We start from the raw sequence: 26,622 nt of genomic DNA, 5'->3' as shown, positions 1-26,622 counted from the left end.
CCGCAGACACGCCGATGGTGCTCCTCCGCCGTCAAGCTATTGTCCTGACCGGGAAATAGCCAGCCGCTCCTGATGGGCTGTGATTCGCTGCGGAAGGCAGCGGAGATCGGGCATGGCGACACCGAGGGCGGTTCGGATCGAGTTGTCGGTAGCCGAGCGCGGCGAGTTGGAGGCGTGGCTGCGCCAACGGAAGGTAGCACGCGGCGACGCGCTGCGGGCGCAGATCGTGCTGCTCGCCGCGGAGGGCCTGAGCAACCTGGCGATCGTGAAACGGCTCGGGGTGGCCCGCATGACGGTAGCGACCTGGCGGCGCCGCTTCGCCGAGCAACGGCTGGACGGCTTGGCCGACGAGCCTCGCCCCGGTGCACCACGCACTGTCACCGACGAGAAGGTGGCTGAGGTGGTGACCGCGACACTGGAGACCCTGCCTGCGGGGCGGACGCACTGGAATTCACATGGGATGGCCAGGGCGGCGGGGCTGGCACCGTCCACGGTTCAGCGCGTCTGGACAGCGTTTTCGCTCCAGCCACACCGGGTCGAGACCTTCAAGCTCTCGACCGATCCGCTGTCTGTCGAGAAGGTGCGCGACATCGTCGGCCTCTCTCTCAGTCCGCCGGAGCATGCCCTCGTGCTCTGCGTCGACGAGAAGAGCCAGATCCAGGCGCTGGATCGCACGCAGCCGCTGTTGCCGCTGCGCCCCGGCCAAGTCAAGCGGCGCACCCGCGACTACAAGCGCTGCGGCACGACCTCACTGTTCGCTGCGCTCGACGTGAAGGCGGGCACAGTCATCAGCAAGTGCATGCCGCGGCGCCAGGTAACTGAGTTCCGCCGGTTCCTCGACACGGTCGAGACCCGAGTGCCAGCCGACCTCGACGTCCACGTAGTGATGGACAACGCCGCGAGCCACAAAACGAAGCTCATCCGCGACTGGTTCGCCAAGCGGCCGCGCTGGCACGTCCACTACACGCCGACCTCGGCCTCCTGGATCAACCAGGTCGAGCGGTTTTTCGCCCTGCTGACCGAAGACGCTCTCCGGCGAAGTGTCCACCGCTCCACGGCGGAACTCGAAGCAGCCATCAACGGCTACATCGAAGCCCATAACGCCGAGCCAAAGCCCTTCGTCTGGACAAAAAGCGCTGACGACATCCTCGCCGCTGTCCAGCCCTTCTGTCAGCGCACCATCACCGCCCAAACAAGGTGTCTAGGATCTTCAGAATTTGGACAGTAGTCCATACAACGCAGTCCCACCTAACGGAACGCGATACAGTGCTCCGAGGTCACGAGCATCGCTGCCGCGCGGCTGGTGAGGTCGTCCAGGGAGAACGGCTTGGCGATGGCGGCCATGCCTGATGGCAGGTCGCCATTGAGGAGGGTGCCTGCGTAACCTGTGATGAACAGCACCGGCAGTGCCGGTCGCCGCTCCCGCGCTGCCTCGGCAAGCTGACGGCCGTTGAGGCCGGGTAGGCCGACGTCGGTCACGAGCAGGTCCACCCGCGCGGTGCCGGCCAGCGCCGCAAGCCCGGCTGGCCCGTCCTCCGCCTCCAGCACCGCGTAGCCGCGGTCGCGCAGCGCTTCGGCCACGAGCGTGCGGACGGCAGACTCGTCCTCGACGAGGAGCACCGTGCGACCTGCCGCATCGGGCAGAATCTCTGCCGGAGCCGGGAGCCGGTCCGTGACTGCGGCTGCTGCCTCGCCCCGCGGCAGGTACAGGCGCACCATCGTGCCCTGGCCGACCTCGCTCCCGATCCGCACGATACCGCCGGACTGCCGCACGAAGCCGTAGAGTTGTGAGAGCCCGAGACCGGTGCCCTTCCCAATCGGCTTCGTCGTGAAGAACGGCTCAAAGACGCGGGCCACGACGTCGGGCGGCATGCCCTCGCCGGTGTCGGCCACGGAGACGAGGACGAAGTCGCCCGGCGCGACGCCTTCGGCGTCCGCGCCGAGGTCGGCCGCCGAGAGCCGCACCTCTCCTGTCGAGAAGGTGAGGCGCCCGCCATTCGGCATGGCGTCACGGGCGTTGATCGCGAGATTCAGGAGGGCGCTCTCCAGCCCATTCGGGTCGAGGCGCACCGTCCAGTCGCCATCATGCAGCCGGATCCCCACGTCGATGCCGGGTCCGACGGTGCGACGGATGAGGTCGGCCATGCCCGCGACGACGCCGTCCACGATCACAGGCTTGACGTCGAGCCGCCCACGTCGCGCGAAGGCGAGCAGGCGGTGGGTGAGCGAGGCCGCTCGGTCCACGCCCTCGCGTCCGGCCTTGAGCAGGTGTGGCACGTCAGCCAGCCGCCCGGCCGCGAGGCGCTTTTCCAGCATCTGCAGCGCGCCGCCGATGCCCTGGAGCATGTTGTTCACGTCGTGCGCGAGGCCGCCCGTGAGCTGGCCGATGGCCTCCATCTTCTGGGCTTGGTGGAGCTGCGCTTCACGCTCCCGCAGCTCAGCGGTGCGCTCCTCGACACGGCTCTCCAGGGTGGCATTCAGCTCGCGCAGCTCCTCCTCCGCCCGGCGCTGGGCCGTCCGGTCACTGAGTACCTTCACGAAGCCGACGGCCGTGCCGGACCCATCGCGGAGCGGCGTCACTTTGCCGACGGCCCAGAACCGCTCGCCAGACTTCCGGAGGTGCCAGCGCTCATCGACGCCGCGCCCGGTGGCGAGCGCCTCGCGCATTTCCTCATCGGGCCGCCCGGCGGCGCGGTCCTCGGGCGTGAAGATGCGGTCGAGGGACTCCTTGAGCATCTCGCCCTCCTCCCAGCCGAGCACGCAGCGGGCGCCCTCGTTCCAGCGCGTGACCCGGCCGTCGAGGTCGGTCGCGAGGATCGCGTAATCAGCGGCACTGTCGAGGATTTGGCGGTTGCGCGCCTCGTTCGTCCGCAACGTCGCATCGGCCTGGAGGCGCTCGACGGCGGTCCGCGTCCGCTCCGCGAACTCGCGGATGAGTGCAAGGTCCTCCGCCGACCAGTCGCGAGCCTCGGCGTGGTTGACGAAGAACAGCGCGACGAGGCGTCCGCCCTTCATTACTGGAAAGTTCACGAAGGACCGCGCGCTCCGGGCGATAAGCGCCGCCGCCCCATTCGAGGCGCGCGGGTCCAGGGCGGCATCCGCGATGCTGAAGAACTCGCCCTGCTTCAGCACGTCGATGAGGAACCCGTAGTCCCGTGCCCGAAGCGTGCCCGCTAGGCTCTCGGTGCCCGCCGCAGTCCAGTCCCGCCCGACCGTAAGCGTCTCGGCGTCGTGGTCGATCGTGCCGTAGCCGACCCGGCTCACGCCGATGGTCTCGCCGAGGATCGCCGCGGCGGCGTGGGCCAGGTCGGTCGGGTCGGAGCCGCCGCGGATCGCGTCGGTGAGGCGGACGAGTGCCGAGCGACGCGCCTCGGCCTGCGTTCGCGCCGTCATGTCCACGCCCTGAACGAAGATGCCGGTGACCGCGCCCGCGGCATCCCGCAGGGGCTGGTACACGAAGTCTACGAAGGTCTCGCGCGCCGTTCTGCCCGGCGCGTCCTCCAACGCGAAGCGCGCGCCATCGGCGGCGTAGGCCTCGCCGGTGCGGTACACGCGGTCGAGGAGGGCGAGGTAGCCCTGCTTTACGGCCTCGGGTAGCGCCTCGGCTACCGTGCGTCCGACGACGGGGCGGTGCCCGACGAGGCGTATGTAGCCGGGGTTGGCGAGGACGATCTGATGTTCCGGGCCTCGGAGGAGGGCCATGAAGCCCGGGGCCTGGGCGAACATCGCGTTCAGCCGGTCGCTCTCGTCCTTCAGCGTGAGGTTGGCCTCGGACACGCTTCGGGCGCGGGCGAAGATGCCGCTCTGGGCCGGGGTGATCGGCGGGGACGCGGTCCCGGTCCGTTCCATCTCGCCCTGCAGATGCCGGAGTTCGGTTACGTCGATTGGGTGCTGGAGGACGAACTCGATCGTGCCGTCCGCCCCGAACACGGGGGCGTGGGTGATGCTCCACCAGCGCTCCTCGAAGCCGCCGCCCTCGGCCGCAGGCCGGGGCACGTCGAAGCGCAGGAGGGCCATCGTGTCGGGCTGGCCTGTGCGGATCACGCGCTCGAAGGAGGCGACGGACTGGCGGACCGTCTCGGGATCGGCCGGGAAGGCATCCCAGGCCCAGCGGCCGACGATGTCGGCGAGGCTGCGGCCCACGCTCGAGAGGTAGGCGCGGTTTGCGCCGGCGATGTGGAGACGGCGGTCGAGCACGAGGTAGGGGTTGGGCGAGGCGTCGAGGAGGGCGGCGTGGTTCAACCCGGAAAGGCCCAGCACCACTATGGATCCTGCCGGCGAGGGCGCGAGACCTCGCGTTCCGCTCGACCAGTCTCCGCCGCGCGCGTCTCGTCCTGCTCGATCAAGAGGCGGAGGCCGGCGCGGACCATCTCGCTAGCCGATGCGTAATCGCCACGGGCGATCCTGTCGTCCACGTAGCGCGCCAACGACCCCGTGAGGGCGATGTGGCGAGAGTGCTTCGCGGCCATGTCTCTGAGGGTTTGCCGTCCGGAGGTGTTGCCTTTTGTACACCCTGGGACGAGTGCCACCAAGGTTTCTTTCCCGGCCCGCACGTCTGGCGTGCCGACCAAGGCCAGCAGGGAGACTGCCAAACTCGGGAAAGAAGACAATGGGGCGGTGCTGTAGGGACTCTAAGCTCGAGTTTGGCCATTTGAGATGGACTGAGGTGGCGGAGCGGGATGCCCGAATGGCGCTTTGTGGACTTCCACGGCGTCCTCAGTCGGGCAGCCTGGTGCCTACGGGCGGCGTCACGTCTTCTCCTGGGATCGTTGATCGCCGCCTTCGCGCCGGGCGGACCGGTGGTGCTGAGCATCGACGACACCATCGAGCGGCGGCGGGGTAGACGCATCCTGGCCAAGGGCATTTACCGCGACTCCGTGCGCTCCTCCCACGGCCACTTCGTGAAGGCCTCCGGCCTTGCGCTGGCTCAGCCTGATGCTCCTGGCTCCCATTCCCGGGGCCGGGTTTGGGCACTGCCCTTCCTGACGGCATTCGCGCCATTCGAGCGGTTCTGCCGGGAGCATGGCCGCCGACATAAAAGGCTCACCGACTGGGCCCGCCAACTGGTCCTGCAGTCCCGCCGATGGTTGCCCGGGCGCGAGTTGGTGCTGGTCGGGGACAGCGGCTTTGCTGCCCTGGAGCTCCTGGCAGCCCTCGGCCGCCATGGTGTCGTCGGCGTCACGCGCCTGCGGCTCGATGCAGCCCTCTACCATCGGGCGCCGCTCCGGGCACCCGGCACCAAGGGCCGCCCCCGCACTACGGGAGCGCGCCTGCCCAACCTGTCCGAGGTGCTGACCAGTGCCGAGACGGGCTGGCGGCGCGTCACGGTGCCGGGCTGGTATGGCAAAGGCGAGCGCCTCGTCGAGGTCTGCTCGGCCACCGCTGTGTGGCGCCACAGTGGTATGCCCGTCGTGCCAATCCGCTGGGTGCTGATCCGCGACCCTCGCGGCCGGTTCAACCCCCAGGCCCTGCTGTGCACCGACCCACGCTGCTCTCCCGAAGGGATCATCGGCTGGCTCGTCCAGCACTGGCAGCTGGAGGTCACCTTCCAGGAAACCCGCGCTCACCTCGGCGTCGAGACCCAGCGCCAGTGGTCGGACCTGGCCATCAGCCGCACCACGCCCTGCCTGCTTGGGCTGTCCTCCCTTGTCACAGTGTTGGCGGCACGCCTCAGCTCTGCCGAACGCCAAGCCGCCGCAACCACCGCATGGTACCCGAAGGTACGCCCGACCTTCAGAGACACACTCGCCGCCGTCCGCCGCCACATCTGGCATGAGCAGGGTTTGCTGACATCCCGACGCAACCGCCATGACCCGAAATCCCGAACAGCACTCCAGCGCGCCTTGGTCTACGCCATCTGCCACGCCGCTTGATTGCCAAACTCGAGCCAAGCGCGGCAGCCCGCCCGACCGGGGCGGCCAGAACTTGTTGGCAGGCATGGTTGGGAAGGACCGGCGGAACTCCGCAAGGACCTTCCTGCCGAGCGGGTGGTGCTCGACAAGCGTTGGACGACAAGTCCTGTAGGAGGGCAGATCAGCCGCCTCAAGATGATCAAGCGGACCACGTAGGGCCGCGCGGGCCTTGATCTCCTCCCTGCTCGTCTCCTGCATGCCGCATGACCTGGCAACAGCAGCACGGAACGTGCGGGAGAACCAGGCGGCAGGGGCGCGGCTTCCACTTGATCTCAGGAAACGCTTTCCTGTACCCACTCCTGGCCTGATCATTTGACCGTCCACGAGGGCTGCCGTTAGGCCAGGGCGTGTGTCCTGCCTGCTCCCAGGCAGGACCCCTCAGAGCAATGCCAGGGGAGGATGAAGGTGTCACTCCTCCTTAGCGGACCAGGCAGAGATCCGGTCGGTTTGCATGCGCCCGCTCCGGTCACTGCCCTCCCTCGCCGGCGTACCCCTGGCCCTCTCGCTGTCGCGGCTTTCCTCTCGGCTCTCGTAGCGGGTGCCGCCGGCTTCGGCCTGACCGCTTTCGAGGCGGAGCGCGCCAGGGCTGTCCGCCTTGATGCCGCCGAGAACCAGGCGGAGGCGCTGCTCTCCGATTTGCGCGATGCCGAGACCGGACAGCGCGGCTTTCTCCTGACCGGGCGCGAGAGCTACCTTCAGCCCTACGAGGAGGCCGTGCGCGGGCTGAACGGAAGGCTCGCCGGGCTTGTCCGCCTCGGCGAGGCGGAGGCCGCCCTCGCCCGCCCAGCCGCGGAGCTCGCGCGCCTCATCCCCGCCAAGCTCGAGGAGCTCGCGCGCACCATCGCCCTCCGGCGCGCGGGCGATGCGGAGGCGGCCCTGGCCCTCGTCGAGACCGACAAGGGCAAGTCGCTCATGGACGCGGCCCGCGCCGAGGCCGCCACCCTGCGCACGGCGGCGGCCTCGCTCCGCGCGGAGCGTGACGCCGCGGCGCGGCGCTGGGTATGGGGCGCCTCGGTGGCGACGCTGGCCCTCCTGTCAGGCGGCCTCGGCCTCGGCCTCCGGCTACGGCGGCTGCGCCGCCGCGCGCTCAACGCCCGCGTCCTCGCCGAGACGGCCAACGCGCGCCTGGCCGCGATCGTCGCCTCCACCTCCGACGCGATCATCAGCTTCGCCGCCGAGGACGGGCGCATCCTCACCTGGAACGACGGCGCGGAGGCCCTGTTCGGCTACACCGCGGCCGAGGCCGTCAACGGGCCGGTGGGCCTGCTGGTGCCCCCCGACCTGCCCGACGGCGACCCGACCGGCGTGTTCCGCCGCGCGCTCGGGGGGGCGCGCGTCCACGAGCACGAGACGACGCGCCTGACCAAGGAGGGCAACCGCATCCCGGTCACCGTCACGGCGGCCCGTATGCAAGCCTCCGACGGTGGCGTCCTAGGTGTCTCCGCCATCTTCCGCGACCTCCGCCCGCGCCGGGAGGCGGAGGCCGCGCTCGTGCGGAGCGAGGCCATGCTCCGCATCGCGCTCGACACGATCCCGCAGATGGTCTGGTCGACGCGTCCGGACGGCTACCACGACTTCTACAACAGGCGCTGGTACGAGTTCACCGGAACCGTGCCGGAGGAAACCGAGGGCGAGGGCTGGAACCCGCAGTTCCACCCGGAGGACCAGGAGGGAGCCCAAAGCCGCTGGCGGCACTCGCTCGCGACGGGCGAGCCCTACGAGATCGAGTACCGGCTCCGCGCCGCCGACGGCACCTACCGCTGGACGCTCGGCCGCGCGCTGCCAGTGCGCGATCCCGCCACTGGCGAGATCACCCGCTGGTACGGCACCTGCACCGAGATCGAGGATCTCGTGGCGGCGCGGGCCGCGCTCGCCGAGGCGTTGGAGGTCAAGGAGGCGCTGCTCGCCGAAGTGAACCACCGGGTGAAGAACTCCCTCCAGCTCGTCTCCTCGCTTCTCTCGCTGCAGACCAACAAGGCCCGCGACCCCGCCCTGCGCACGGCGCTCGGGGAAGCGCGGGCGCGCATCGGCGTGGTGGCGCGCTTGCACCAGCGTCTCTACCAGGGCGGCACGCACGGCAGCGTGGACCTTGCCGGCTTCCTGCAGGAGATGTGCACGGACACGCTCACCGCCCTGGATCCGGAGGAGCGGGTGCGGCTCGAATTCGAGGAGACGCGGCAGGGCGGGAGCGGAGCAGCGCCGCTCACCCCGATTGACGAGGCCGTGCCCCTGGCGCTGATCGGGTCGGAGCTGGTCACCAACGCGGTCAAGTACGCCTTCCCCGTCGGCCGCGGGGGCACCCTGTGGGTCCGCGTGCGCGACGCGCGCGAGGAGGACGGCGGCATCACTCTCGAGGTGGAGGACGACGGCGTCGGGCTGCCGGAGGGCTTCGATCCTTCCCGGTCCGCCGGCGTGGGCATGCGCGTGGTGGCAACCCTCGTACGCCAGCTCCGCGCCCGCTTGGCGGTAGGCGAGGGAGCCTCCGGCCGCGGTGCGGCATTTGGGGTGTTCGTGCCAGGTAGGCATGGCCAGGAAGGCAGAAAAGATGACAGGCATTGATCTTGGGCTTCTCTGGGCCGCGGTGCCGAGCGACCTTGGCGGCGGTGGGGGGAGCGGCCGCCTACCCTCTCCCCTGCGCGTCCTCGTCGTGGAGGACGAGGGGCTGGTCGCGCTCGAGATCCAGGTCGGCCTGGAGGTTGCTGGGCACGAGGTGGTGGGGGTGGCCGAGGACGTGGCCTCGGCGGGCGCCCTGGCCCGGACGGAGCGGCCCGACCTCGCCCTCATCGACGTGCGCCTCGCGCGCGGCGAGAGCGGCCTCGACGTGGCGGCCGACCTTACCGCGCTCGGGGTGCCCTGCCTCTTCGTGACGGGCAACTGCCCGGAGGGGCGCGGCCAAGGCTTGGCGCTGGGCTGCCTGCACAAGCCTTTCGACGAGCGTCAGCTCACCGGCGCGGTTGCGGCGGCGGAGGCGCTCCTGCACGGGCGCCCGCTGCCGCGCCGCCTGCCCATGGGACTGCACCTGTACGTGGAGGGGGGGACGAACTCAGGAGGCCGGTGATGGCAGAACTCAGATGTCCGAAATCGAGCAGGCTTTCAACCGAAGGGATTCCGCACGGTGTCGGTGTGCTCCCCTGTCGTGACCTTCTCCGGCAAGGCCTCCTCGCGCTCCAGGGCGGCAACAGCGGCATCAAGCAGGGCGCGCAACTCACGCGCCAGCGCCAGCCCTGCCCGGTCCCGCGTCAGGTCGACGCTGCCGTGGATCGAGAGGCGGTCGAGGCGGTTCTCCACGGTCAGCTGCCCGAGGCGCAGCGAGGCGGCCTCATCGGCATAGGGAACGAAGGTCATGGCCGGTCTCCCGCTCAGCGCCGCCCGAGAACACGAAGGAACGCGATCACCATCGCCACGGCGAATACCCCTGCCACGACGACCGCGAGCTTGCCCTCAGGCCACCAGGAGGTCGCCGGTGGGGAGGGCTCTGGGGAGGAGCCGGGATCGGGGGGAGGAGCGGACGGCCGGCTGGTAACCACGCCGGGCTGGTTGTTGCAGCTTCCCCGGACGTTGCTCGGGCGCGGCTCCGGCAGGCTCATGGCTCGCGCCCTGACCGAGGCCGGGAGCGTGGGGAAGGCGTCCAGCCCGGCCAGTTCCCGCAGCCCCTCCAGCGACACGGCCCGCCATGCCAGTCCCGGCCCGTTCGGCGCCACGTAAGCCCCGGCCTCGCCGCGGGCAGGCAGGTAGACCGCCTTGTAGAGGGAGGTCGGTACCAGCACCCGTCCGTTGAGGCGCTGCAGGTCCTGGCCCTCGAAGATCGGTCCGGTGAGCACCCAGACCTCGCCCGTGTCGACGGCCAGCTCGCGTACCGTGCTCTCGATGCCCTCCCAGAGGCAGCGGTTCGAGCCCGGGTTCTGCGGCACCATGTTGGCGAGCGAGAAGCTCTCGGCCTGGGCCGAGAGGGTGGGCATGTCACCGGACGGTGCCATGTGGCCACGGTCGAAGCCGGAGCGGGCGTAGTCGGCCAAGCGGGCGCGCTCCTCCTCGGGGAGCCGGTCCTCGGCGTGGAAGGCGTCCTCGCGCGCTTGCTGGCGCGCCGCCAGGATCCGGCGGCGGGTGAGGTGTTCCGCCGCGGCAAGGGCCGCGCGCGACACGCCGCTGTGGAGCACCGCGTACCCCTCGAAGCAGAGCTCGCGTGTCCTGGCGGCAAGCGAGGGGCGCAGGATGTCGGGCGCGGCTCCGCCCGGGTGGTGTTCCGGACAGGCCGACGTTGCCGCTTCGGCGCTCGGAAGGCCTGCCAGAGGGCTGAGCAGCAGGCCGCACGCGACGAGCAGGCCGGAGGGTGTCAGCCCTCCGCGCAGCCCCCACCGGACGGCGGGCAGAGGGGTGCCGTGCCCGGGAGAACGGAAGCCAGGCCTGTGTGCCCTTCCCGCATGCCGGATGATCATGGCCGCGAACCTAGCCCTTCCAGATCGGTTTCGGCATTCCCCTCGGGACCGCGGGTTGGCATGCTCTGACGAATACGCGCCTCCGGTGAAAAGCCTCCCGCGAGTTCTTGATCTGTTCGATCTCGGTCTACACCCTTGGCCGGTGCCGCGCCCCGTTCGATTCGTCCCTTCCCGCCCGTGTGCCTCGCCTGCCGAGGTGCCTCGTGGTTGAGCCAGCGGGCGGCACTCCATCGCCCCTGGTGCCGGCCACCGGCGAGGAGGTGGCCGAGGTGCTGGCCTACGCGCTGCGCCACGACGAGCGCGGCAAGCCCCGGCGCGGCGCGGCCTGGGAGGTCGCCGCCGCCGTGCTGGCCGAGCAGCTCGCGGCCCACCTGGAGCGGGCCAACATGGTGGTGGTCAAGAGGCCGCCGCGCCCGCCGCACTCCACCTGATGGCGCAAGCCATAGGCCCGGCTGCTTCGGGAGGGCAGGGAGAGCCGCTCCCACCTGTCCAGCCTTTCGCTGAGCTCGCGGCGAGGTCGAACTTCTCCTTCCTCGATGGCGCCTCCCACCCGTGGGAGCTTGCCGCCACGGCCAAGGCGCTCGGCTACTCGGGCCTGGGGATCTGCGACACCAACACGCTGGCCGGCGTGGTGCGCGGGCACGTCGCCACCAGGGAGGCAGGGCTGCCCTTTGCCGTGGGGTGCCGCCTTCGCCTGGAGGACGGCGCCGAGTACCTCGTGTGGCCGACCTGCCGGAGCTCCTACGGGCGGCTGACGAGCCTGCTGTCCCGCGGCCGCATGGCCTCGTCGAAGGACAGCTGCCGCATCACCCGGGGCGACCTGCTGGAGGCAGCGGAGGGCTGGGTGCTGGCGGTGGTGCCGCCGGAGGAGCCTGGGGCGGAACCCGCCGTGACCTTCGGCGAGCGCGTCCGGCAGGAGGCAGCCGCCCTCCGGTCGCGCTTGGCCCTGCCGCTCATGCTGGCGGCCTCGCACACCCTCCGTGGCGACGACCAGCGCCGCCTGGACCGGCTGGCGGCCCTCGCCGCCTCGGCGGGCGGGTGGCTGCTCGCGGTGGGCGACGTCCGCTACCACGTGGCCTCCCGCCGCCGCTTGGCCGACGTGCTCACGGCCATCCGGCTCGGCACCACGGTGGACGCCATCGGGGCCGCGGCCGAGCCCAACGCGGAGCGCCGGCCCAAGAGCCTGGCCGAGGTGGCGCTGCGCTTCGCCCGCCACCCGGAGGCGGTGGCCAACACGCTGCGCGTGCTGGAGGCGACGCGGGGCTTCCCGCTGGAGGGGCTGCGCTACGAGTACCCGGACGAGGTGGTCGACCCCGGCCGCACGGCCCAGGAGACGCTCGAGGCGAGGGTGGCGGCGGCGCTCGCCGCGCGCTGGACGGTGGTGCCGGCCGAGATCGAGCGGCGCATCGCCCACGAGCTGCGGCTGATCGGCGAGCTCGGCTACGCGCCCTACTTCCTGACCGTTGAGGCGATCGTCCGCTTCGCCCGCGAGCGCGGCATCCTCTGCTAGGGGAGGGGGTCGGCCGCCAACTCGGCCGTCTGCTACGTCCTCGACATCACGGCGGTGGACCCCAACAAGCACGACCTGCTGTTCGAGCGCTTCGTCTCGGCGTCGCGCGGCGAGCCGCCCGACATCGACATCGACTTCGAGCACGAGCGCCGCGAGGAGGTCATCCAGCACCTCTACGAGCGCTACGGCCGCGAGCGCGCCGCCCTCTGCGGCACGGTGATCCGCTACCGGCCCAAGTCCGCCCTCCGCGAGGTCGGCGGACTGTCCGAGGACGTGACCGCCCGGCTGGCCAGGGCGAGCTGGGGCGGGGGAGGGGAGGGGTCGCTCGCCGACCTTGCCCAGGGAAAGGGGCTGGACCTCGCTGATCCGCGGCTCGCCACCACCCTGGAGCTTGCCGGGGAGATCCTCGACTTTCCCCGCCACACCGCCACCCACGTGGGCGGCTTCGTCATCACCCGCGGCGCGCTCACCGAGCTCGCCGTGGTCGGCAACGCCGCCATGGAGGGACGGACGGTGCTCGAGTGGGACAAGGACGACATCGACGCGCTCGGCATCCTGAAGGTCGATGTGCTGGCGCTTGGCATGCTGTCCTGCCTGCGGTGGAGCTTCGACCTTCTGCGCCGCCACGGCGGCCCCGACCACGACCTCGCCAGCCTGCCGCGCGAGTGCGCCGAGACCTACGCCATGCTCCGCCGGGCCGACAGCGTCGGCGTGTTCCAGGTCGAGAGCCGGGCGCAGATGAACATGCTCCCTCGGCTCCGGCCCGCGACGTTCTACGACCTCGTGGTGGAGGTGGCGATCGTCCGGCCCGGCCCCATCGCCGGCGACCTCGTCCACCCCTACCTCCGCCGCAAGGCCGGCGAGGAGCCGGTCAGCTTTCCCTCGCCCTCACCCCAGCACGGCCCCGCCGACGAGCTCGAGCGGGTGCTCGGCAAGACGCTCGGCGTGCCGCTCTTCCAGGAGCAGGTCATGCGGGTGGCGATCGTCGCCGCCGGCTTCACCCCCGACGAGGCTGACCAGCTGCGCCGCGCCATGGCGACCTTCAAGCTGACCGGCGGCGTGGCCCGCTACCGCGAGCGCCTGGTCGCGGGCATGGTCCGGCGGGGGTACGAGGCGGCCTTTGCCGAACAGATCTTCGCCCAGATCGAGGGCTTCGGCTCCTACGGCTTTCCCGAGAGCCACGCCGCCTCCTTCGCCCACCTCGTCTACGCCTCCTCCTGGATCAAGCGACACCACCCGGCGGTCTTCACCTGCGCGCTGCTGAACAGCCAGCCGATGGGCTTCTACGCGCCCGCCCAGCTGGTCCGGGACGCCCGCGAGCACGGCGTGCTGGTCCGCCCGGTGGACGTGAACGCGTCGGACTGGAACAGCACGCTCGAGGCGGAGCGGGAGAGCCGCGGCGGGCTGGCGCTCCGGCTGGGGCTGCGCCTCGTCACCGGCCTGCCTGAGGCGGAGGCGCAGGCGCTGCTGCGGGCCCGGCGCGCCCGCAACGGGGCGCCCTTCGCCTCGGTGGAGGACGCCGCCATCCGCGCCGGGGTGGGCAGACGGGCGCTGGAGGCGCTGGCCGCCGCGAACGTCTTCGGGGCCACGGGGACCCTGCGGCGGCGGGCGGTGTGGGACGCGGCGGTGGCGGCGAGCGGGCCGCAGCAGCTGCCGCTCTTTGCGGTAGCGCAGGACACGGCCGCGGCGGCGATGGCGGCCAGCGCGCCGCTGATGGACGAGCCCGAGGCAGCCCTGCCCCCGCAAGGGGAGGGCGAGGAGGTGGTGGACGACTACCGCGCTACCGGCCTGACGCTCGGGCGGCACCCCATGGCGATCCTGCGGCCCAACCTGGACCGCCTGGGGCTGGGCGACACCCGCCAGCTCGGCGGCCTCCGGCCGGGCGCCCGCGTCCGCCTGCCCGGCATCGTCCTCCTGCGCCAGCGGCCGGGCACGTCGAAGGGCGTGGTCTTCCTGACGGTCGAGGACGAGTTCGGCGTGGGCAACCTCGTGGTCTTCGCCGCCATCGCCGAGCGCGACCGACCGGCGCTGCTAAGCGCCCGCCTCCTCGTGGCCGAGGGCAAGGTGGAGCGCGTCAGCGAGCACGTGGAGGTGCCGGTCAATCACCTCATCGTGGCGCGCCTGATTGACCGCTCCGACCTGCTGGATGGGCTCAGCCAGGCTGAGCAGGGAGGCGAGTGGGCGGAGCGCGCTCTCGGCCGGGCCGATGAGGTCAGGCGGCCGGAGCCGGGGAGCCGGAGGCCCAAGTTGCCGCCGAGCCGTGACTTCCAATGAGGTCGGGAAGGGGAGGGACAGCCACTGTTCAGGTGCGGCCAGCCGCTACAGCAGTTCCACTCAAGCCAGGTCGACGCGGTGTTCTGCTCGCTTCTGTCCTGACGCGCCGCGCTGGCGTGACGCTGGCACAGCGGCGGGGAAAGGGAGTTGCATGGAGGGACCGTCGTTCCGCCGATCCCGTGTTCCACGTGGCTGAGGCTCGGCCGCGGATGCATCGGTAACGCCCGGCACTGGCCAGAAGCAATCCACCCGGCCTTCCTCACCCCGAAGCGCGAGGAAGACTACGCACGTCACCTCGCCATCCTCACCGGTTTCAACCGCCAGGCGGAACATCAGCCCTTCCGCTCCGTCATCCCGGCCAAGCGCGAGGGCGAGCTGTTGCGCTTCGCTCTCCTGCTGGCGGAGCGTGCGCTTGCTCGGCTCGTCGGCATCGCCACGGAAGAACCGCACCGGCACGCCCTCGATCAGGAAAACAAAGTGGTGCGTCTCATCCAGCACGCCGAGCCAAGGATAGCGGCCCGCCTCAGCAGCGCGGCGGAGCCGGTTGCGGCTGAAGGAGTAGGCGCGGCAGCCGATCGACCAGGCGTCGTCGCCGGCCCAGCTGTCAGCCACGGCGAGCGCATCGGTGCGCCCACGGGCGAGCAGGCGGGCACAGGCAGTAATGCGTTCCTCTGTCAGCGCAGGATGGAGATCCCACGGACGGCGTGCCTTCGGCGCGGCGTTGGCCTTGTTCGTCATGTGGACAGCATAGCGTATATTCTCGATGAATAGGACGGCGGATCGGGGGCGGCACCACGTAGCTCCTGACCTGACCGATGCCATATCCTGACAATCCAATATCAACCGGCATTCCCCAATAGGCTTCGGACAACCACTGGAGACTGGGCAGGCCCGCACTTCGCTCCTCTCTCATCCCGGCTTTGGAAGCGATCTAGCGCTAGGGCCCGCCCTCGTCAGGGAGACAGGTACTTGCAAGGGCTTCTGCAGGAGGCAGATATCCGCGCTGGCTTGACGGCTGGTGGGCGGATCGAGAGCGTCGTCATTGTGGCTCGTCGTGACGAGGCCGCCGGGGTGGAACACGTCCCCTACCTGCTGCCGAGTTGGCGGCGCGGCTACGTCGCCATCGGGCTGTTCCGGGGCGCGGGCGTGCGCGCCTACCGCGACCTCACGCGCTTGGTGCGATTTGTGCGCAACGACCTTGGCTATCGTGGTCCCGTCACCTTACACGAGCAGGACTGCCCGAAGCTCAGCAAGCTTCGCTCCGTCGTTGCTGGCGCAGCCCCGAGTAGCGCAGCGCTGCCCAGTCTACCGCAAACCATCGGAGGTCACGACACGAAGCAGGACACGCTCGACACCTGAGGAGCCAGGCGGTCGGCTTGTCGCTGCGTCACCTTGGGACTGATCGTCATCTTGCAACTTGCCGGCCGCTGCGCCCTGTCCGTCACGTTCGAGACGCTGGCCACCGTCATGCGCGCAGAAAGCGACGCTCAGCCGTTCGCCCTCGACCTCAAAGGACCGGGCGGCGGTCCGATCCTCTCCGAGACGCGGGAAACGGCCACGGCCCTCGCCACGACCTTGATCGAGCGCCAGGGCCGTTCCATGGAAGTGGCGCTCATGCCGGTGAACAGAGGCAACCTGCGCCAAGGCTACGCCGCTGCGCGTCGGGGCGAGGCGGGCCTGCAGCGCGCGCTTCGCACTGCCTTCTCCCGCTACGGCACCGGCCATCTCGCGTGAAGCTTTGCCAATGGTTGCGTCCAGCGGACGGCAAAGGCATTTCTGCGGCGTAGGTACGCGCCAGGGCGGTGCTGAAATTCCCCTGAAGTGGAGCGCCGTACAGAGGTGAGGATTGACCCCTTTGGCATCCGGGCAGCTTGACGCCTCAGCATTACGCGCACCGCTAACGTAGCACCTGTCCATCCGTAGTACTCCGGCCGCAACCATGGTTGCACGAAACTCGCCTCAGGGTAGATCCTGGAGCGCGCGGTGCTCCTCGGTATCCTCCCGCCTCAACCGCTTGACCCCGGCCCGGCGCGCCACCGCGACGATGTGCTTTGCCTGAACCAGAGCGCTTCAGGTCTGACGCGTTGAACCATGTGTCCAGACGCGGTCCGGCCCTGCCGCTCCGTCGGTCACAGAGCCGGACTATGTGGTTGCGGGCGTTAACGAGCGGTCCGCGCCCCCTCGCTGGAACCGGACAACGCAGTCACAGAGGCGGCGCCTGAGTGGACCAGGGACGCCTCTGCGCTCAGCCCGGGGGTTAAGCGAGGTCGTTCGAGCCCTCGGGCGAGGGTGCCACATCCGCTTCGTGTGCGGGTGGCTCGTCCTCCGGGGGCCTGTTGGCGTCGGAATTCGAGCCGTCACTGGTCAGGTTCTGCGAGAGCTCGGCCGCAGCGTTGAGGCCGGACGCCATAGCAGAGGCGGCCATTGCGGCACCGACGGCGGCAGGCGCGGCCATTGTCGCCATCATGGCGGCACCGGCTCCGGCCATGGCAGCGGGAAGGGACTTCGCGGCATCGACCTGCTGCTCATCTCCTTCAGGCGATGACGCGGCGGTGTTGGAGGAGTTCCCTGCGCCGTCGCCGTTCACCTCCCTCTTGTCGGGTGCTGATCGTGCACGCCGTGGGCTACGGGCCGCGGCAGGCGCAGTCGCCCGGGAAGGTGCAGACCGTTTGGACGGCGTCGGGCTCGACGTGTCGGCCTTGGACGACATCTTCCGGGCCGCCGGCGTAGCCTGAGGAGTGCGCCGAGCCGGGGACTTTGCCGGGGCGGTAGCGGGCCGCGACGTGCGGGTGCTGGCAGGTGTCGCCTTGCCCTTAGCAGGTGTTGAGGCTTGAGCCTGGATCTTGGACTTCGCCGCCACGCTTCTCGGTACGGACGGCTTTGTCGCCCGGGCCGAACTGGCAGCCGAGGCCGCGCGCCTGCTGGATGCGGTTGCGGGTTTTGCGGGCTGCCGCGCCGCCGTCGCTGCCGCACGAGGGCTGCGGGTAGCGGTTTTGGTTGTGCCCTTGACGCTCGCTGCGGCGCGGGATGACGTTTCGGCCTTGGCTGCAGCAGGCCGGGAGCTAGCCTTCTCTGCCTTCGCCTTGGTGCTGCTGGCTGCCGGAGCAGTCCGCCGCGCCGGCGCCGCGGCCGGCTTCCTGGTCTGCTTGGCAGGGGTGACGGCGGCGCGAGCGCTGCGCGCGGCGACCTTGCCGGTGGCCTTGCTGGCTGCTGCCGTGCGCGGTGCTGCGCTGCGCCCGTTGGCGGCGGGCGCCGCCTTCTTGGCGCCCGCAGCGGAAGCTGGCTTGCGCTCGGCCTTGGCCGGGCGTGCCCCACGCGCCGGCGCCTTCACGGCTGCCTTGCGAGCCGTCGGTGTTTTTGACGCAGCTGTCTTGCCGGTGCGCGACGGAGCCGCCGTGCTCGCCTTGCCCCGAGTGGGAGTGGTAGCGCTCCGGGCGCTCCGCGTTGCTGCGGGGGCTGCGGCAGCCTTCCGGCCTTGAGCCGCAGGCTTGCTGCGCGTGGTGGACGCTGTTGCGCGGCGGCTGGCTGAAGCGGCGCTTGGACGCGTGTTGCTGGGCGAGGGCTTGTTGCCAGGGCGTTTTGCCATGATCACCTCCGATAGACACGGGCAGTTGGCGAGCAACCGATTCGCAGTGTGCGCTCTCGACCGTGCCGTGCAATCAGATCCGTTTGGACAAGGGTCTGGCTGATGGTTCCAGTTGCACCATTGTCGCTAACCCGGACATGACGGGCTTTGACGGGAACGGGGCCGCGCCACTGAGGCGCAGCCCTTCCATACTGGTACCGCCCGACAGCCCTACCGGCCCTCCCGCAAGAACCGCACCGGGTAGGCTCCCCTGAAATCCAGGATCTCACCGCGCCGGATCATGTCGTTACCACGCAGAACCTCCAGCCTCGCTCCGGCAGCGTTGGGATAGACCCTTACAACAACCCTCTCGAGGGACTGCCCACTCCGGGTGATCACGCCATTCGCGACGATGTAGAGGGGCAGGCTGCGTGCGGCGAGCAGAAACACCACCCCTGCAACAGCAGCCCCTGCCGCGGCATTCCACACTTGCGGCACCCGCTTGGCGCGTGACGCTAGAAAGGCGCAGAGACCACCAGCGGCCAAGGCCGCCAGCATCACCGCCGACATCGGCAGCGTGGGGAGCTCAGGCAGGACCCACGCCAAGCTCAATGGGTCCCACCCATAGGCGATGGCCGCCACCGCCGCCGGAAGCACAGCTCCAGCCGGTACCAGCCCCCAGGCTGCCAACCGCCTCGCGCGGTCCAGGCGGGCCATCTCGGCGCGGGCTGCCGTGTCCCGATCGCGCCAAGCCGCTAACTCCCGTTCGTGGTCCTCATTCTTCGGCTGCGGTGCCGGCGCAACTGCCTCGAAGGATGCACGAACCAGGGCATCGTCCGCTGGCAGAAGCCCGTCACCCGTAACTTCAAGTCTTGCCGAGAGAGCCGCATAGGCAGCCGCACGCTCTCCCGCATCCTGGATGGCAAGGAGGTCCGAGGCCAGGGAGGCGCTGAGATCGACCCATTCCGCCTCGGCCGCCGCACTGGCGCGACGAAGAGAGGGCAGCACGCCCTCCCTCCTATGGGCCGCCTCCGCCACGGACCTATGCCGGGGCGGTGGCGGGCAGCGAACCAAAGACCGACATCGCCGCTTCGCCCCAGGAGGTCAGACGCCGCACGGCCAGAATGGCGTCCATGCGCTTCATGCCCTTGCCGGCCCAGAAATCGACCGGCTGCGCCAGCGCGTCGTCCAGCCGCATACGCTGGTCCACCACCTGCGCCAGGGCGGGCGACATGCATCGCGGGAAGCAGGCCGCGTTCGCCCCATGTGTCTTGAGCAGGCTGCGAACCGCCGGGGCGTCCGGCGCCAGGGGGAACAGCGCCTCGTCCCGTTCATTAAGCAGCAGCGTGCGGGTTGAGGCCGGAAGCGAATGAGCCGCATAGCCCAGCGCATTGCTGGCACTGGTCAGGGATGCCGTCTCCCCGGTGGTAAGGGCATAGAAGCGGACCCGCTCCCCTGTGCCGAGAGGACCGTCCGCGCCGAACTCATCGAGCCACACCATGAGGGACCTTGTCAGGTTTGCGCCGAGGTCGAGCACCACGTCCCGCCCCTCGTTTTCCAGCAGCAGCTCTCCAAGGTCGTTCCACATGGCGTAGATCAGCCGTGGGTTACGCTCGAGCTCCTCCATGGTGTTCGCGCCCAGGATAAAGGACCGGACCGCCTTGGTCCCGTAGATGGCACCCAGCCGCGCCTCGGCTTCGACCTCGATAATGACGGGCAGGCGGCCTGTGATGGTCAGCAAGCGCGTAATGGCCACCTGGGCGGCTAACGTCTTGCCGACGCCTCCTTTGTCGGAGCCGAAGATGTGGACGGCAGGGGAGGTGGTCTCGGCCATGGTCATTCGCCTTTGCGCCAGTTGGGATCGGTGGGCACCTCAAAGCCGCCTCCGGTGGGGAAGGGCTTGCGGACGGGGCGAGCCATTGCGGCCCGCAGCCGAGCCGCTCGCTCAGCTTCATCCCGGTCGTTGTCCCCTGCCGAAGAGCCTGAAGAGGGAGGTGTGTGTGTTTCGGCCTGGACCGTCGCAGGCGGGGGCACCTCGTGGTCCAGTCCAGCCGGCGGTAGGTGCGGAGCGGGGGTGGCCGTAGCTTCGGCTTGCTTCCCTGCCCTGGCCGGCGTCGCGGCCCGACGCTTCCGGCCGCGCGGGTTCCGCTCCAAGCGAACAGCGGAGGCTGTCACCGCCACGATGTTGGCATCCAGGGGATCGCCATTCTTCTTGGTCAGACCCCTTTTCGTCAGGATGGTGGCGACCTGCCCCCAACTGAGCTTGCGGTCGCTCTTAACCTTCATCACGGCATCAAGGTTATCCCGCAGATACAGGCGCAGTTCGCCAGCCTTCTGTAGGTCAGACGTCGGCCCAAACTCCTGCGCCGCCTCGAGCAGCCACTCGACTTCGCTCATGGCATCCGCTGTACCTTCGTGGCCATAGCAAGATCTTAGCGCTGGCTTAGAGGCCTCAGCAATCCTTAGCCACCTTTGGGCAGCCTTAGAGCACCTTAATGCACTCTTGTGAGCTGCCGCAGAAGGAGGAGAGAGGTTCACACGGCGCGGCACCTTGCGGTGCTCGGAACTGCACAGTACGTGTCGGCACTGCCTTCGGAGGGGTTCTATGGCCGCTGTGGCGTCCAGTCGAGTGTGGGCGTCCCTCACGGACGCCGAGGCCAAGGAGGTCACCAAGGCGGCCGAGGCGCGGGGCATGAGGCCGTCCGAACTGGTCCGAATGGCGGTCCTCTCCTTCATCCGGAAGGCGCCCCAGGAGGGTGCCGCTACCGCTGGAGGAGGTGCGATACCGGCCCGGCTGGAGGCCTTGGTGGAGACCCTCGGCCGGCATGTGGACGCGATCGGAAAAGCCGTCCCGACCATGGAGGATGCCTGGGAGGAGCATGAGGCCGTCCGGGGATCGCTCCGGGATATCGCCCAGGCAGTCGGCACCCTGGCCGGCTCCATCGAGCCTCCGGACGGCTCGGCCGGCGCCGGGCCGTTCTAGGGCCCCGTGCAAAGCGTCAAGCGCATCGGTGGCGGCAAGGGCGGGCTGAACCTCTCGGCTGCCGCCGACTACTACGAGGGCGAGGCGCAGAAGGCGCTCCCCGAGCAGGCCAACCTGGCCAAGGCCACCGACGAGTACCTGACGGTCGATAGCGCGGCCGCGCAGCCCACCTGGTGGAGCCCGTCCAACAGCCTGGCGCCCGACGGGCGGCCGATCGTCCCCGGGCAACTGCGCGAGATGCTGGAGGGCAGGGGGCTGGACGGCGAGGGCCTCGTCCAGGCCGCCGCCCGGAACAGCCGGGTAGGGGGCTGGGATCTGACGTTCAGCGCCCCGAAGGCCGTGGGGGCTCTCTACGCCACCGCCACGCCCGACATCCGGCAGGGCATCGCGGAGGACATGGCGGCATCTGCCCGGGCCGGGCTGCGCGCCCTGCACGATCGCGGCGTCTTCGAGACCCGGCGCGGCTCCGGGGGAGAGACGCGCGAACGGGTCCAGGATGTGGCGGCCGGCCTGTTCCCACAGTTCACCAGCCGGGCGGGCGATCCCCAGCCCCACGTTCATGCTGTTCTGGTCAACGCCGGCCGCCGGACGGACGGCTCCACCGGAGCCCTCGACCCCCAGAAGCTCTACCCCTGGAAGACCTATGGGGGCGCCATCTTCCGCGCCGAGCTGGCGAACCGCTTGGCGCAGCGCGGCGTGGCGATCCAGGAAGACGGGCAGGCCTTCACCATTGCCGGGGTCCCGCCGGAGCTCATCGCCACCTGGTCCAAGCGCCGCACCGTCATTCTCGACGCGCTAGACAAGGTCCGGGCCAACCTCGAGCAGGCCGGCGAGCAGGAGCGCGCCGCCGCCACCACTCCTGGGGTTCGGCAGGGACCGCTCCGCGAGGCCCCCTCCGGCGATCCTGGCGAGGCCAGGGGCAAGCGCCTCCGGTTGTTGAAGGAGGAGATCACCCAGAGCACCCGGCGCACGAAGGGCACCGTTCCCGAGGACGGCAGGCTGGAGGCGCGGTGGCTCCGGGAGATGGAGGGGCTTGGCCTCACCCGGGAAAAGGTCTGGGAGGCCGTGCGCGAGGCGGCGGCGCGCCACCGGCACCCCGAGCACCGGCCGGCCGACGCGGCGCTCACCGAGGCTCTGGAGCGGTCCTCCGTCGTCACCGACCGCACCCTCCGCCGCATGATCGCGGAGGCCTCTCAGGCGCGCGGTGGCGGCGCCGAGGGCGCCCATGCCGAGTACGACCGCCTCCTCGCCAGCAAGCGCCTCGTGGCCTTGGAGCCGAACCAGCGCGGCGAGTTGGTCTTCACCACCCAGGAGACGCTGGACCGCGAGCGCCGGATGCTGCTGGACGCGATGGAGCGTCGGGGCAAAGGAGGCCACATCCGCAAGGCCGACGCCGAGGCGGTCATCGCCGCCCGGCCCAGCCTCTCACCCGAGCAGGCCCAGGCCGTCCGACACACCGCCCGCGGCGATGGCGTGGTGGTGGTGGAAGGCGTGGCCGGCGCGGGCAAGAGCTTCGCCCTGGCGGCCGTGGTGGAGGCGGCCCGGCGCGGCGGCGCGCAACCCATAGGTCTCGCCCCGTCCTGGACGGCGGCGGACGTGGTGCGGCAGGAGGCCGCGCTTCCCGGCTCCCGCGCGCTACAGGGCTTCGTCAGAGAGCTCGATGCAGGCCGAGCCGAACTAATCCCACGTTCCGTGTTGATCGTGGACGAGGCCGGCATGGCCGCCTCGCGCGACGTCGCCTCACTCCTGGCGCACGCACGCGACAAGGGCGCGCAGGTCGTGCTGGTTGGCGACCGCCGCCAGCTCCGCAGCGTGGAGCCTGGGGCGCCCTTCTCCGCCCTGGCCGATGCGTTGGGCGTCGCACGGATGGAGGACGTGCGACGGCAGACCTCGCCCTGGATGAAGCAGGCGAGCCAGGCCTTCGCAGGCGGCAACAGCGTGGAAGGGCTGACGCAGTACGACGCCAAGAGCCGCGTCCGATGGGCGCGGGATGCCGCCCACACCGTGCAGCGCGTGGCCGATGCCTGGGAGAGGAACCGCCGGCAACATCCCGATGCATCCCGGCTGGTGCTGGCTGCTCGCAACACGGACGTGCATGCCCTCAACCGCGAGATCCGTGGCCGGTTGGTGGCGGCCGGAGAACTCGGCGCCGAGGCAATCACCGTCCGCACCATCCACGCCGGAGGTCGCCGTGGCGGGCAGGGTGAGCTCCGGGAGATGGAATTGCGCACGGGCGACCGCCTGGCGCTGGGCGCCACCCTGACGAAGACCGGCCGTGACGTGCTGGCAAACGATGTGGCGACGCTGGAGGGCTTCACGCGCGGCGCGGACCCCACGCTCACCTTCCGGCTCGACCGCACGCGGAAGACGCTCTCCCTGCGCCTGTCCGAGATCGCGTCCCCGGCACGGAAGGGCCAGGACCAGCCCCCGCCGACTCTGCAGCACGCTTTCGCCCGCACCATCCACAAGGCGCAAGGCCGGACGACGGACTTCACCATCCTCCACGCGGGTGGTGGTCTCGATGCGTCGCGCGCCTACGTGGCGCTCACCCGCCACCGTCAGGATGCCGTGGTGGTGGCCGATGCTGGCGCCATCGCGCAACGCCTCGCGGCTGATGGCGAGAAGCCGACCCGAGAAGCCGTCCGAAACGCCTTCCTCCGGAGCGCGAAGGCGTCTTCCGACGGGCTGAACGCATCCGACTATGTTGCCGACAGAGACACCTGGCTGCGCACGGGAGATCCGAAGATGCTGCCCGTTACGGCGCGCGAGACGCGGATGCAGGCGATCATCCGGATTGCTGCAGAAACGGCAAGGCGTGTGGGTCAGGTGGTTCGGTGGCGGCCAGAACGCATCCGGGCGCCCACGAAGCCAGCCCAAGCACCGACGCAGGCGCAAGCACCAGCGCAGACGCACGTTGCCTTTAAGGCGCAACAGCAGGTTCCGGCAGCCGGGGTGCGGATGCCGGAGGTGCCCGCCACCGAGCGCCTGGCACGGGTCTATGCGGCAAAGGTGTCGCGAGGAGAGATGGGCTTCACCGAAGCCGTGGACGCCTTGGTTTCCGCTGATCGACGTGAGGCGGAACGCACGCTCGAGTACCACTGGAATCCCGTGCACCAGATCGCCACTCCGAAGGGCGGGCGCCGGCCTGCCGACCCCGAGGTTTGGATGGATCGGCTCGAGCGGCGGATCAGCCTGCTCGAGCAAGGCTCGACGGATGCCCTGTGGCCAGAGCTTGCCAAGGCCAGGCAGCAGGCTGAGGAGCAGGCGCGCACCCAGGCGAGGGCCTCCGCGCAGTCCACCAAGGCACGCACCGGCGCTGCCCCTGATATAGCAAAAGCCCTGCCTCCTCAAAGCAAGGAGACGGGGCGCGAGAGAGGCCCGAGGATGGGGCGCTAGGAGCGCATCTTGTCCAGGACGCGGCCGAGGTGTTCCGCCCGCTTCCGCCGGGCAGCAGTATCACGTCGCGCGAGTGCCAGATCCGACCTCGCCTTGGCGACTGCCTGTTGAGCTTCGGCCGCGGCAACCGTGGCGGTGGTGGCCGCCGCAACAGTGGCCTCGACCTCAACACCGGCTTGCGCCCGAGCTTCCGGGCTGGTGTCCATGTCGCCCTGCTGCGCCTCGATCGCCTGGACGCGCGTCTTGGCAGTCGCGGCAGCTTGCCGAGCTTCAGCCGCTGCGGACGTAGCCAGGGCATGCTGTGCTTCGGCCGCGGTTGCGGCGGCCGCAGCGGCCGTGGCTTCCTCCTGCCTGACTTGGGCAGCTTTCAGGGCTTCGGGGGTGGCATCTGGTACCTTGGAGGCCCGCCGGGCCTCGGCCGCGTCAATGCGGGCTTCCGCCGCCCTTCGGCTGGCCTGTCCCACCGCGTCCTGCGCCAAGGCTGCGGTAGCCGTCGCGTTGGCAGCAGCTTCCGCCGTCTCTGCTACCTTGGCGCTAGCGACGGCCCAGGCGGATGCCGCGTCCTCCCTGGCCTTGGCGTTCCTCTTCGCATCCGTGGCAGCTTGCCGAGCCTGCCGAACAGCTTCCTGCGCAACCGCAGCCTCACGCACCCGGATCATCACCTTCGCTTCCGTGGCCCGCTCCACCTCGCTCGCGGAATTCGCCTGGATGGCTGCCTCGGCCGCCGCCTTCTCGGCCTCGGTAACCTCGGCCTCCGCCCGCGCCGCCTCTTCCTCCCTGGCTCGCTCGTGCTGCGCTTGGCTCTCGGCCTGCGCCCTCGCTACCGCCTCGAAGTCATCCCGCTCAACACGCAGCTGCAGGCAAGGCACCGGCGGTGGCTCTCCCTTCATGCGCCGAAAGCGACGATCCTTGAACCAGACCACGCGCGAGAGCTTGAGCGGGAGCAGCCCGGGCCGAAGCACAAGCATTTCGTCCCGAGGGATGCGCTGAACGTCCTGGGCCAGCAGCAGCGCCCGTCCATGCTCGGCCTCGCTCTCGGACTGCTTGGCCGGCGTCAGCCAGCCGAAGAACCGCGGGCGGCTCGTGGTGGTCTTCGTCACCGTGTCCATGCCGCCCCGCTTGCTGACCTCCTCCGCGAGCCGCTGATCCGCGCCGCCGAAGAGCAGCTCGGCCCCGGTGTTGAGGAAGATGTTCTCGGCGCCGTCCTGCCCGTAGATGCTGTGAAGCTGCTGCTTGGACTGGACGACATAGAGCAGCCGGAACCCGAAGCTGGCCGTGAAGGCAGCGGCATCGGCCAGGATATCCATGCGGCCGGGCGCCCAGAACTCGTCCATCTCAACCGCCACCTGGTAGCGGTGCCGGGGATCCTCTGCGAACTCGCGCCGGGTGTTGAAGTCCACGAGCTGCTGGAAGAACAGGGCGAACAGAGGCCGCAGCCGGCGGATATCGGCCACCTCGGCACAAACAAAGACGCTCATCGGCTCCCGCCGCAGCGCCGCCAAGTCAAAGTCGCTCACCTCGGTCGCGGCGGCGATCACCTCGCTGTCCCAAAGCGCCATGGCGGTCAGGGCCGTATCGCGCACCCCGTTGGCGCCCTCCTCGCCCTTGCGGTCGAGCCAACCGAGGATGGTGTCCACCGCGGAGGCGGAATAGGGCCGGGCCTCGTTCCGCGCCTCTTGGATCAACTGCCGAAAATGCTTGTCGTAGTCCGACCGCCCCAGCAGGCGCTTCACGGCCGCGATGTTCAGCGCAGCGCCGGGCGTCTCCGCCAGCAGCACCGCCGCGGCAGTGGCGATGCGCCTGCCCGCATTGTCCCAGAAGGGGTTGTTGGCCTTGGTCTCAGGGATAACGAACTGCATCACCCGCTGGACCGCATCATAGCAGCCGACGCCACCGCGAGGGACGTTGCCGAGGGGGTTCCACCGGTGGCTCCGGCCGTCCGGGTTGGTCGGATCGAAGACGAAGAAGGCCTGGCGCTTCCTGACGCGCTCCGCCGCGGCGGCCTGCACCAGGTCGCGCTTGATCGAGAAGGCGACCAGGGAGCCGCCCCAGTTCAGGGCGTTGGGCACCACCACGGACACGCCCTTGCCGCTGCGGGTACGGGCGTAGAGCGAGACGTGCTCCTGCCCGGGCAGGCTCACATACCGGCGCCCAAGGCCTAGGACGCCCTCCGTGCGGCCGAGCAGGAAGGCGTCACCCCGAGGGCGGCGCGAGAAGACGAGGCCGGACTTCTCGGCCTCGTCCTCGGTGGCGAAGTGGCTCTCGCCAAAGAGCTTGTTCTTTGGCCGGGTGTAGGACGAGACCGCGGCGGCGAGGCAGAGCGCGCTGGCGATGGCGGCCGACACCCCAAGGTCATGCCCAACGCCAGGGCGCCCGTAATAGGCGTGTCCGTAGAGGAACCACTGGAAGGGCAGGGACCACTCCGGCACGCGGTCCAGGTGCTGATACAGCCCGGCCAGGGCAATCAGCGCGATCGAGGCCGCGAGGCTCCAGAGCAGCGACAGCAGGAGGGCACAGCCCGCCACCTTGGGAACGGCCCTCCCCAT

20 protein-coding genes and 1 pseudogene are annotated in these 26,622 nt (G+C 70.1%); 11 read left to right on the top strand and 10 right to left on the bottom strand.

The window, feature by feature from the left end:
* Positions 1 to 112: 112 nt before the first annotated feature.
* Positions 113 to 1,228 carry an IS630 family transposase gene (locus tag EAH89_RS18275; RefSeq protein WP_140885149.1) on the top strand — a complete coding sequence of 372 codons (1,116 nt, stop codon included), beginning with the start codon at positions 113 to 115 and terminating at the stop codon, positions 1,226 to 1,228.
* Positions 1,229 to 1,248: 20 nt separating this feature from the next.
* Here the strand turns inward: EAH89_RS18275 and EAH89_RS18270 are convergent, their stop codons facing one another.
* Together EAH89_RS18270 and EAH89_RS33485 are read right to left on the bottom strand one after the other, a co-directional pair.
* On the bottom strand, positions 1,249 to 4,260 hold the full coding sequence (locus EAH89_RS18270) for a PAS domain-containing protein (RefSeq protein ID WP_140885148.1): 3,012 nt from the start codon (positions 4,258 to 4,260) through the stop codon (positions 1,249 to 1,251).
* Between the two features lie 2 nt (positions 4,261 to 4,262).
* Positions 4,263 to 4,469: a ribbon-helix-helix domain-containing protein gene (locus tag EAH89_RS33485; RefSeq protein WP_140885147.1), complete on the bottom strand. Its 207-nt coding sequence runs from the start codon at positions 4,467 to 4,469 to the stop codon at positions 4,263 to 4,265.
* 210 nt (positions 4,470 to 4,679) lie between these two features.
* On the opposite strand from EAH89_RS33485, the gene EAH89_RS18260 reads away from it, so the two are divergent.
* The 3 genes from EAH89_RS18260 (at position 4,680) to EAH89_RS18245 (ending at position 8,970) form a co-directional block, all read left to right on the top strand.
* Positions 4,680 to 5,873, top strand: a complete 1,194-nt coding sequence (locus EAH89_RS18260; protein WP_140885146.1) for an IS701 family transposase — start codon at positions 4,680 to 4,682, stop codon at positions 5,871 to 5,873.
* Between the two features lie 438 nt (positions 5,874 to 6,311).
* Positions 6,312 to 8,471: a PAS domain S-box protein gene (locus EAH89_RS18250; protein WP_140885144.1), complete on the top strand. Its 2,160-nt coding sequence runs from the start codon at positions 6,312 to 6,314 to the stop codon at positions 8,469 to 8,471.
* Positions 8,458 to 8,970, top strand: coding sequence for a response regulator (locus EAH89_RS18245; protein WP_241667085.1), 513 nt, complete (start codon positions 8,458 to 8,460; stop codon positions 8,968 to 8,970). The genes EAH89_RS18250 and EAH89_RS18245 overlap by 14 nt, the downstream gene beginning before the upstream one ends.
* 35 nt (positions 8,971 to 9,005) lie before the next feature.
* Here EAH89_RS18245 and EAH89_RS18240 read toward each other — a convergent pair whose 3' ends face one another.
* Together EAH89_RS18240 and EAH89_RS18235 are read right to left on the bottom strand one after the other, a co-directional pair.
* Entirely contained in the window at positions 9,006 to 9,257 is a 252-nt protein-coding gene (locus tag EAH89_RS18240) for a hypothetical protein (RefSeq protein ID WP_140885143.1), read from the bottom strand.
* Positions 9,258 to 9,271: 14 nt separating this feature from the next.
* On the bottom strand, positions 9,272 to 10,348 hold the full coding sequence (locus tag EAH89_RS18235) for a DNA/RNA non-specific endonuclease (RefSeq protein WP_140885142.1): 1,077 nt from the start codon (positions 10,346 to 10,348) through the stop codon (positions 9,272 to 9,274).
* 203 nt (positions 10,349 to 10,551) lie between these two features.
* Between EAH89_RS18235 and EAH89_RS18230 the strand changes: the two genes are divergently transcribed.
* Both EAH89_RS18230 and EAH89_RS18225 read left to right on the top strand, forming a co-directional pair.
* The gene (locus tag EAH89_RS18230; protein WP_140885141.1) at positions 10,552 to 10,779 is read left to right on the top strand and encodes a hypothetical protein; all 228 of its coding nucleotides are present in this window, start codon (positions 10,552 to 10,554) and stop codon (positions 10,777 to 10,779) included.
* A pseudogene (locus EAH89_RS18225) lies at positions 10,779 to 14,132 on the top strand (error-prone DNA polymerase). Before EAH89_RS18230 ends, EAH89_RS18225 begins: the two are co-directional and overlap by 1 nt.
* A gap of 60 nt (positions 14,133 to 14,192) precedes the next feature.
* On the opposite strand, the gene EAH89_RS18220 reads toward EAH89_RS18225, so the two are convergent.
* Entirely contained in the window at positions 14,193 to 14,870 is a 678-nt protein-coding gene (locus tag EAH89_RS18220) for a hypothetical protein (protein ID WP_140885140.1), read from the bottom strand.
* A 231-nt stretch (positions 14,871 to 15,101) separates the two neighbouring features.
* Here EAH89_RS18220 and EAH89_RS18215 point away from each other — a divergent pair, with 231 nt between their 5' ends.
* Positions 15,102 to 15,491: a hypothetical protein gene (locus EAH89_RS18215; protein ID WP_140885139.1), complete on the top strand. Its 390-nt coding sequence runs from the start codon at positions 15,102 to 15,104 to the stop codon at positions 15,489 to 15,491.
* Between the two features lie 33 nt (positions 15,492 to 15,524).
* The gene (locus tag EAH89_RS18210; RefSeq protein ID WP_140885138.1) at positions 15,525 to 15,866 is read left to right on the top strand and encodes a lytic transglycosylase domain-containing protein; all 342 of its coding nucleotides are present in this window, start codon (positions 15,525 to 15,527) and stop codon (positions 15,864 to 15,866) included.
* A 523-nt stretch (positions 15,867 to 16,389) separates the two neighbouring features.
* Here the strand turns inward: EAH89_RS18210 and EAH89_RS18205 are convergent.
* Positions 16,390 to 16,719 (bottom strand): hypothetical protein, encoded by a 330-nt coding sequence (locus EAH89_RS18205; RefSeq protein ID WP_140885137.1) that lies wholly within the window; start codon positions 16,717 to 16,719, stop codon positions 16,390 to 16,392.
* 256 nt (positions 16,720 to 16,975) lie between these two features.
* Between EAH89_RS18205 and EAH89_RS18200 the strand changes: the two genes are divergently transcribed.
* Positions 16,976 to 17,611 carry a hypothetical protein gene (locus EAH89_RS18200; protein WP_140885136.1) on the top strand — a complete coding sequence of 212 codons (636 nt, stop codon included), beginning with the start codon at positions 16,976 to 16,978 and terminating at the stop codon, positions 17,609 to 17,611.
* A 317-nt stretch (positions 17,612 to 17,928) separates the two neighbouring features.
* Here EAH89_RS18200 and EAH89_RS18195 read toward each other — a convergent pair whose 3' ends face one another.
* From EAH89_RS18195 to EAH89_RS18185, 3 genes are read right to left on the bottom strand one after another with little or no spacing between them, the layout of a single operon-like run.
* On the bottom strand, positions 17,929 to 18,705 hold the full coding sequence (locus EAH89_RS18195; RefSeq protein WP_140885135.1) for a hypothetical protein: 777 nt from the start codon (positions 18,703 to 18,705) through the stop codon (positions 17,929 to 17,931).
* Between the two features lie 34 nt (positions 18,706 to 18,739).
* Entirely contained in the window at positions 18,740 to 19,531 is a 792-nt protein-coding gene (locus EAH89_RS18190; RefSeq protein ID WP_140885134.1) for a hypothetical protein, read from the bottom strand.
* Between the two features lie 2 nt (positions 19,532 to 19,533).
* On the bottom strand, positions 19,534 to 20,094 hold the full coding sequence (locus tag EAH89_RS18185; protein ID WP_140885133.1) for a hypothetical protein: 561 nt from the start codon (positions 20,092 to 20,094) through the stop codon (positions 19,534 to 19,536).
* A 208-nt stretch (positions 20,095 to 20,302) separates the two neighbouring features.
* On the opposite strand from EAH89_RS18185, the gene EAH89_RS18180 reads away from it, so the two are divergent.
* Positions 20,303 to 20,680 (top strand): hypothetical protein, encoded by a 378-nt coding sequence (locus tag EAH89_RS18180; RefSeq protein WP_140885132.1) that lies wholly within the window; start codon positions 20,303 to 20,305, stop codon positions 20,678 to 20,680.
* A gap of 6 nt (positions 20,681 to 20,686) precedes the next feature.
* Positions 20,687 to 24,076 carry a MobF family relaxase gene (mobF, locus tag EAH89_RS18175; protein ID WP_140885131.1) on the top strand — a complete coding sequence of 1,130 codons (3,390 nt, stop codon included), beginning with the start codon at positions 20,687 to 20,689 and terminating at the stop codon, positions 24,074 to 24,076.
* On the opposite strand, the gene EAH89_RS18170 is transcribed toward mobF, so the two are convergent.
* A complete protein-coding gene (locus tag EAH89_RS18170; RefSeq protein ID WP_140885130.1) occupies positions 24,073 to 26,622 on the bottom strand; it encodes a type IV secretory system conjugative DNA transfer family protein in 2,550 nt (849 codons plus the stop codon). The genes mobF and EAH89_RS18170 overlap by 4 nt on opposite strands.

Source organism: Muricoccus nepalensis (assembly GCF_006438825.1).
Lineage (GTDB): Bacteria > Pseudomonadota > Alphaproteobacteria > Acetobacterales > Acetobacteraceae > Roseomonas > Roseomonas nepalensis.
This window is presented reverse-complemented; position numbering and strand designations above follow the sequence as displayed.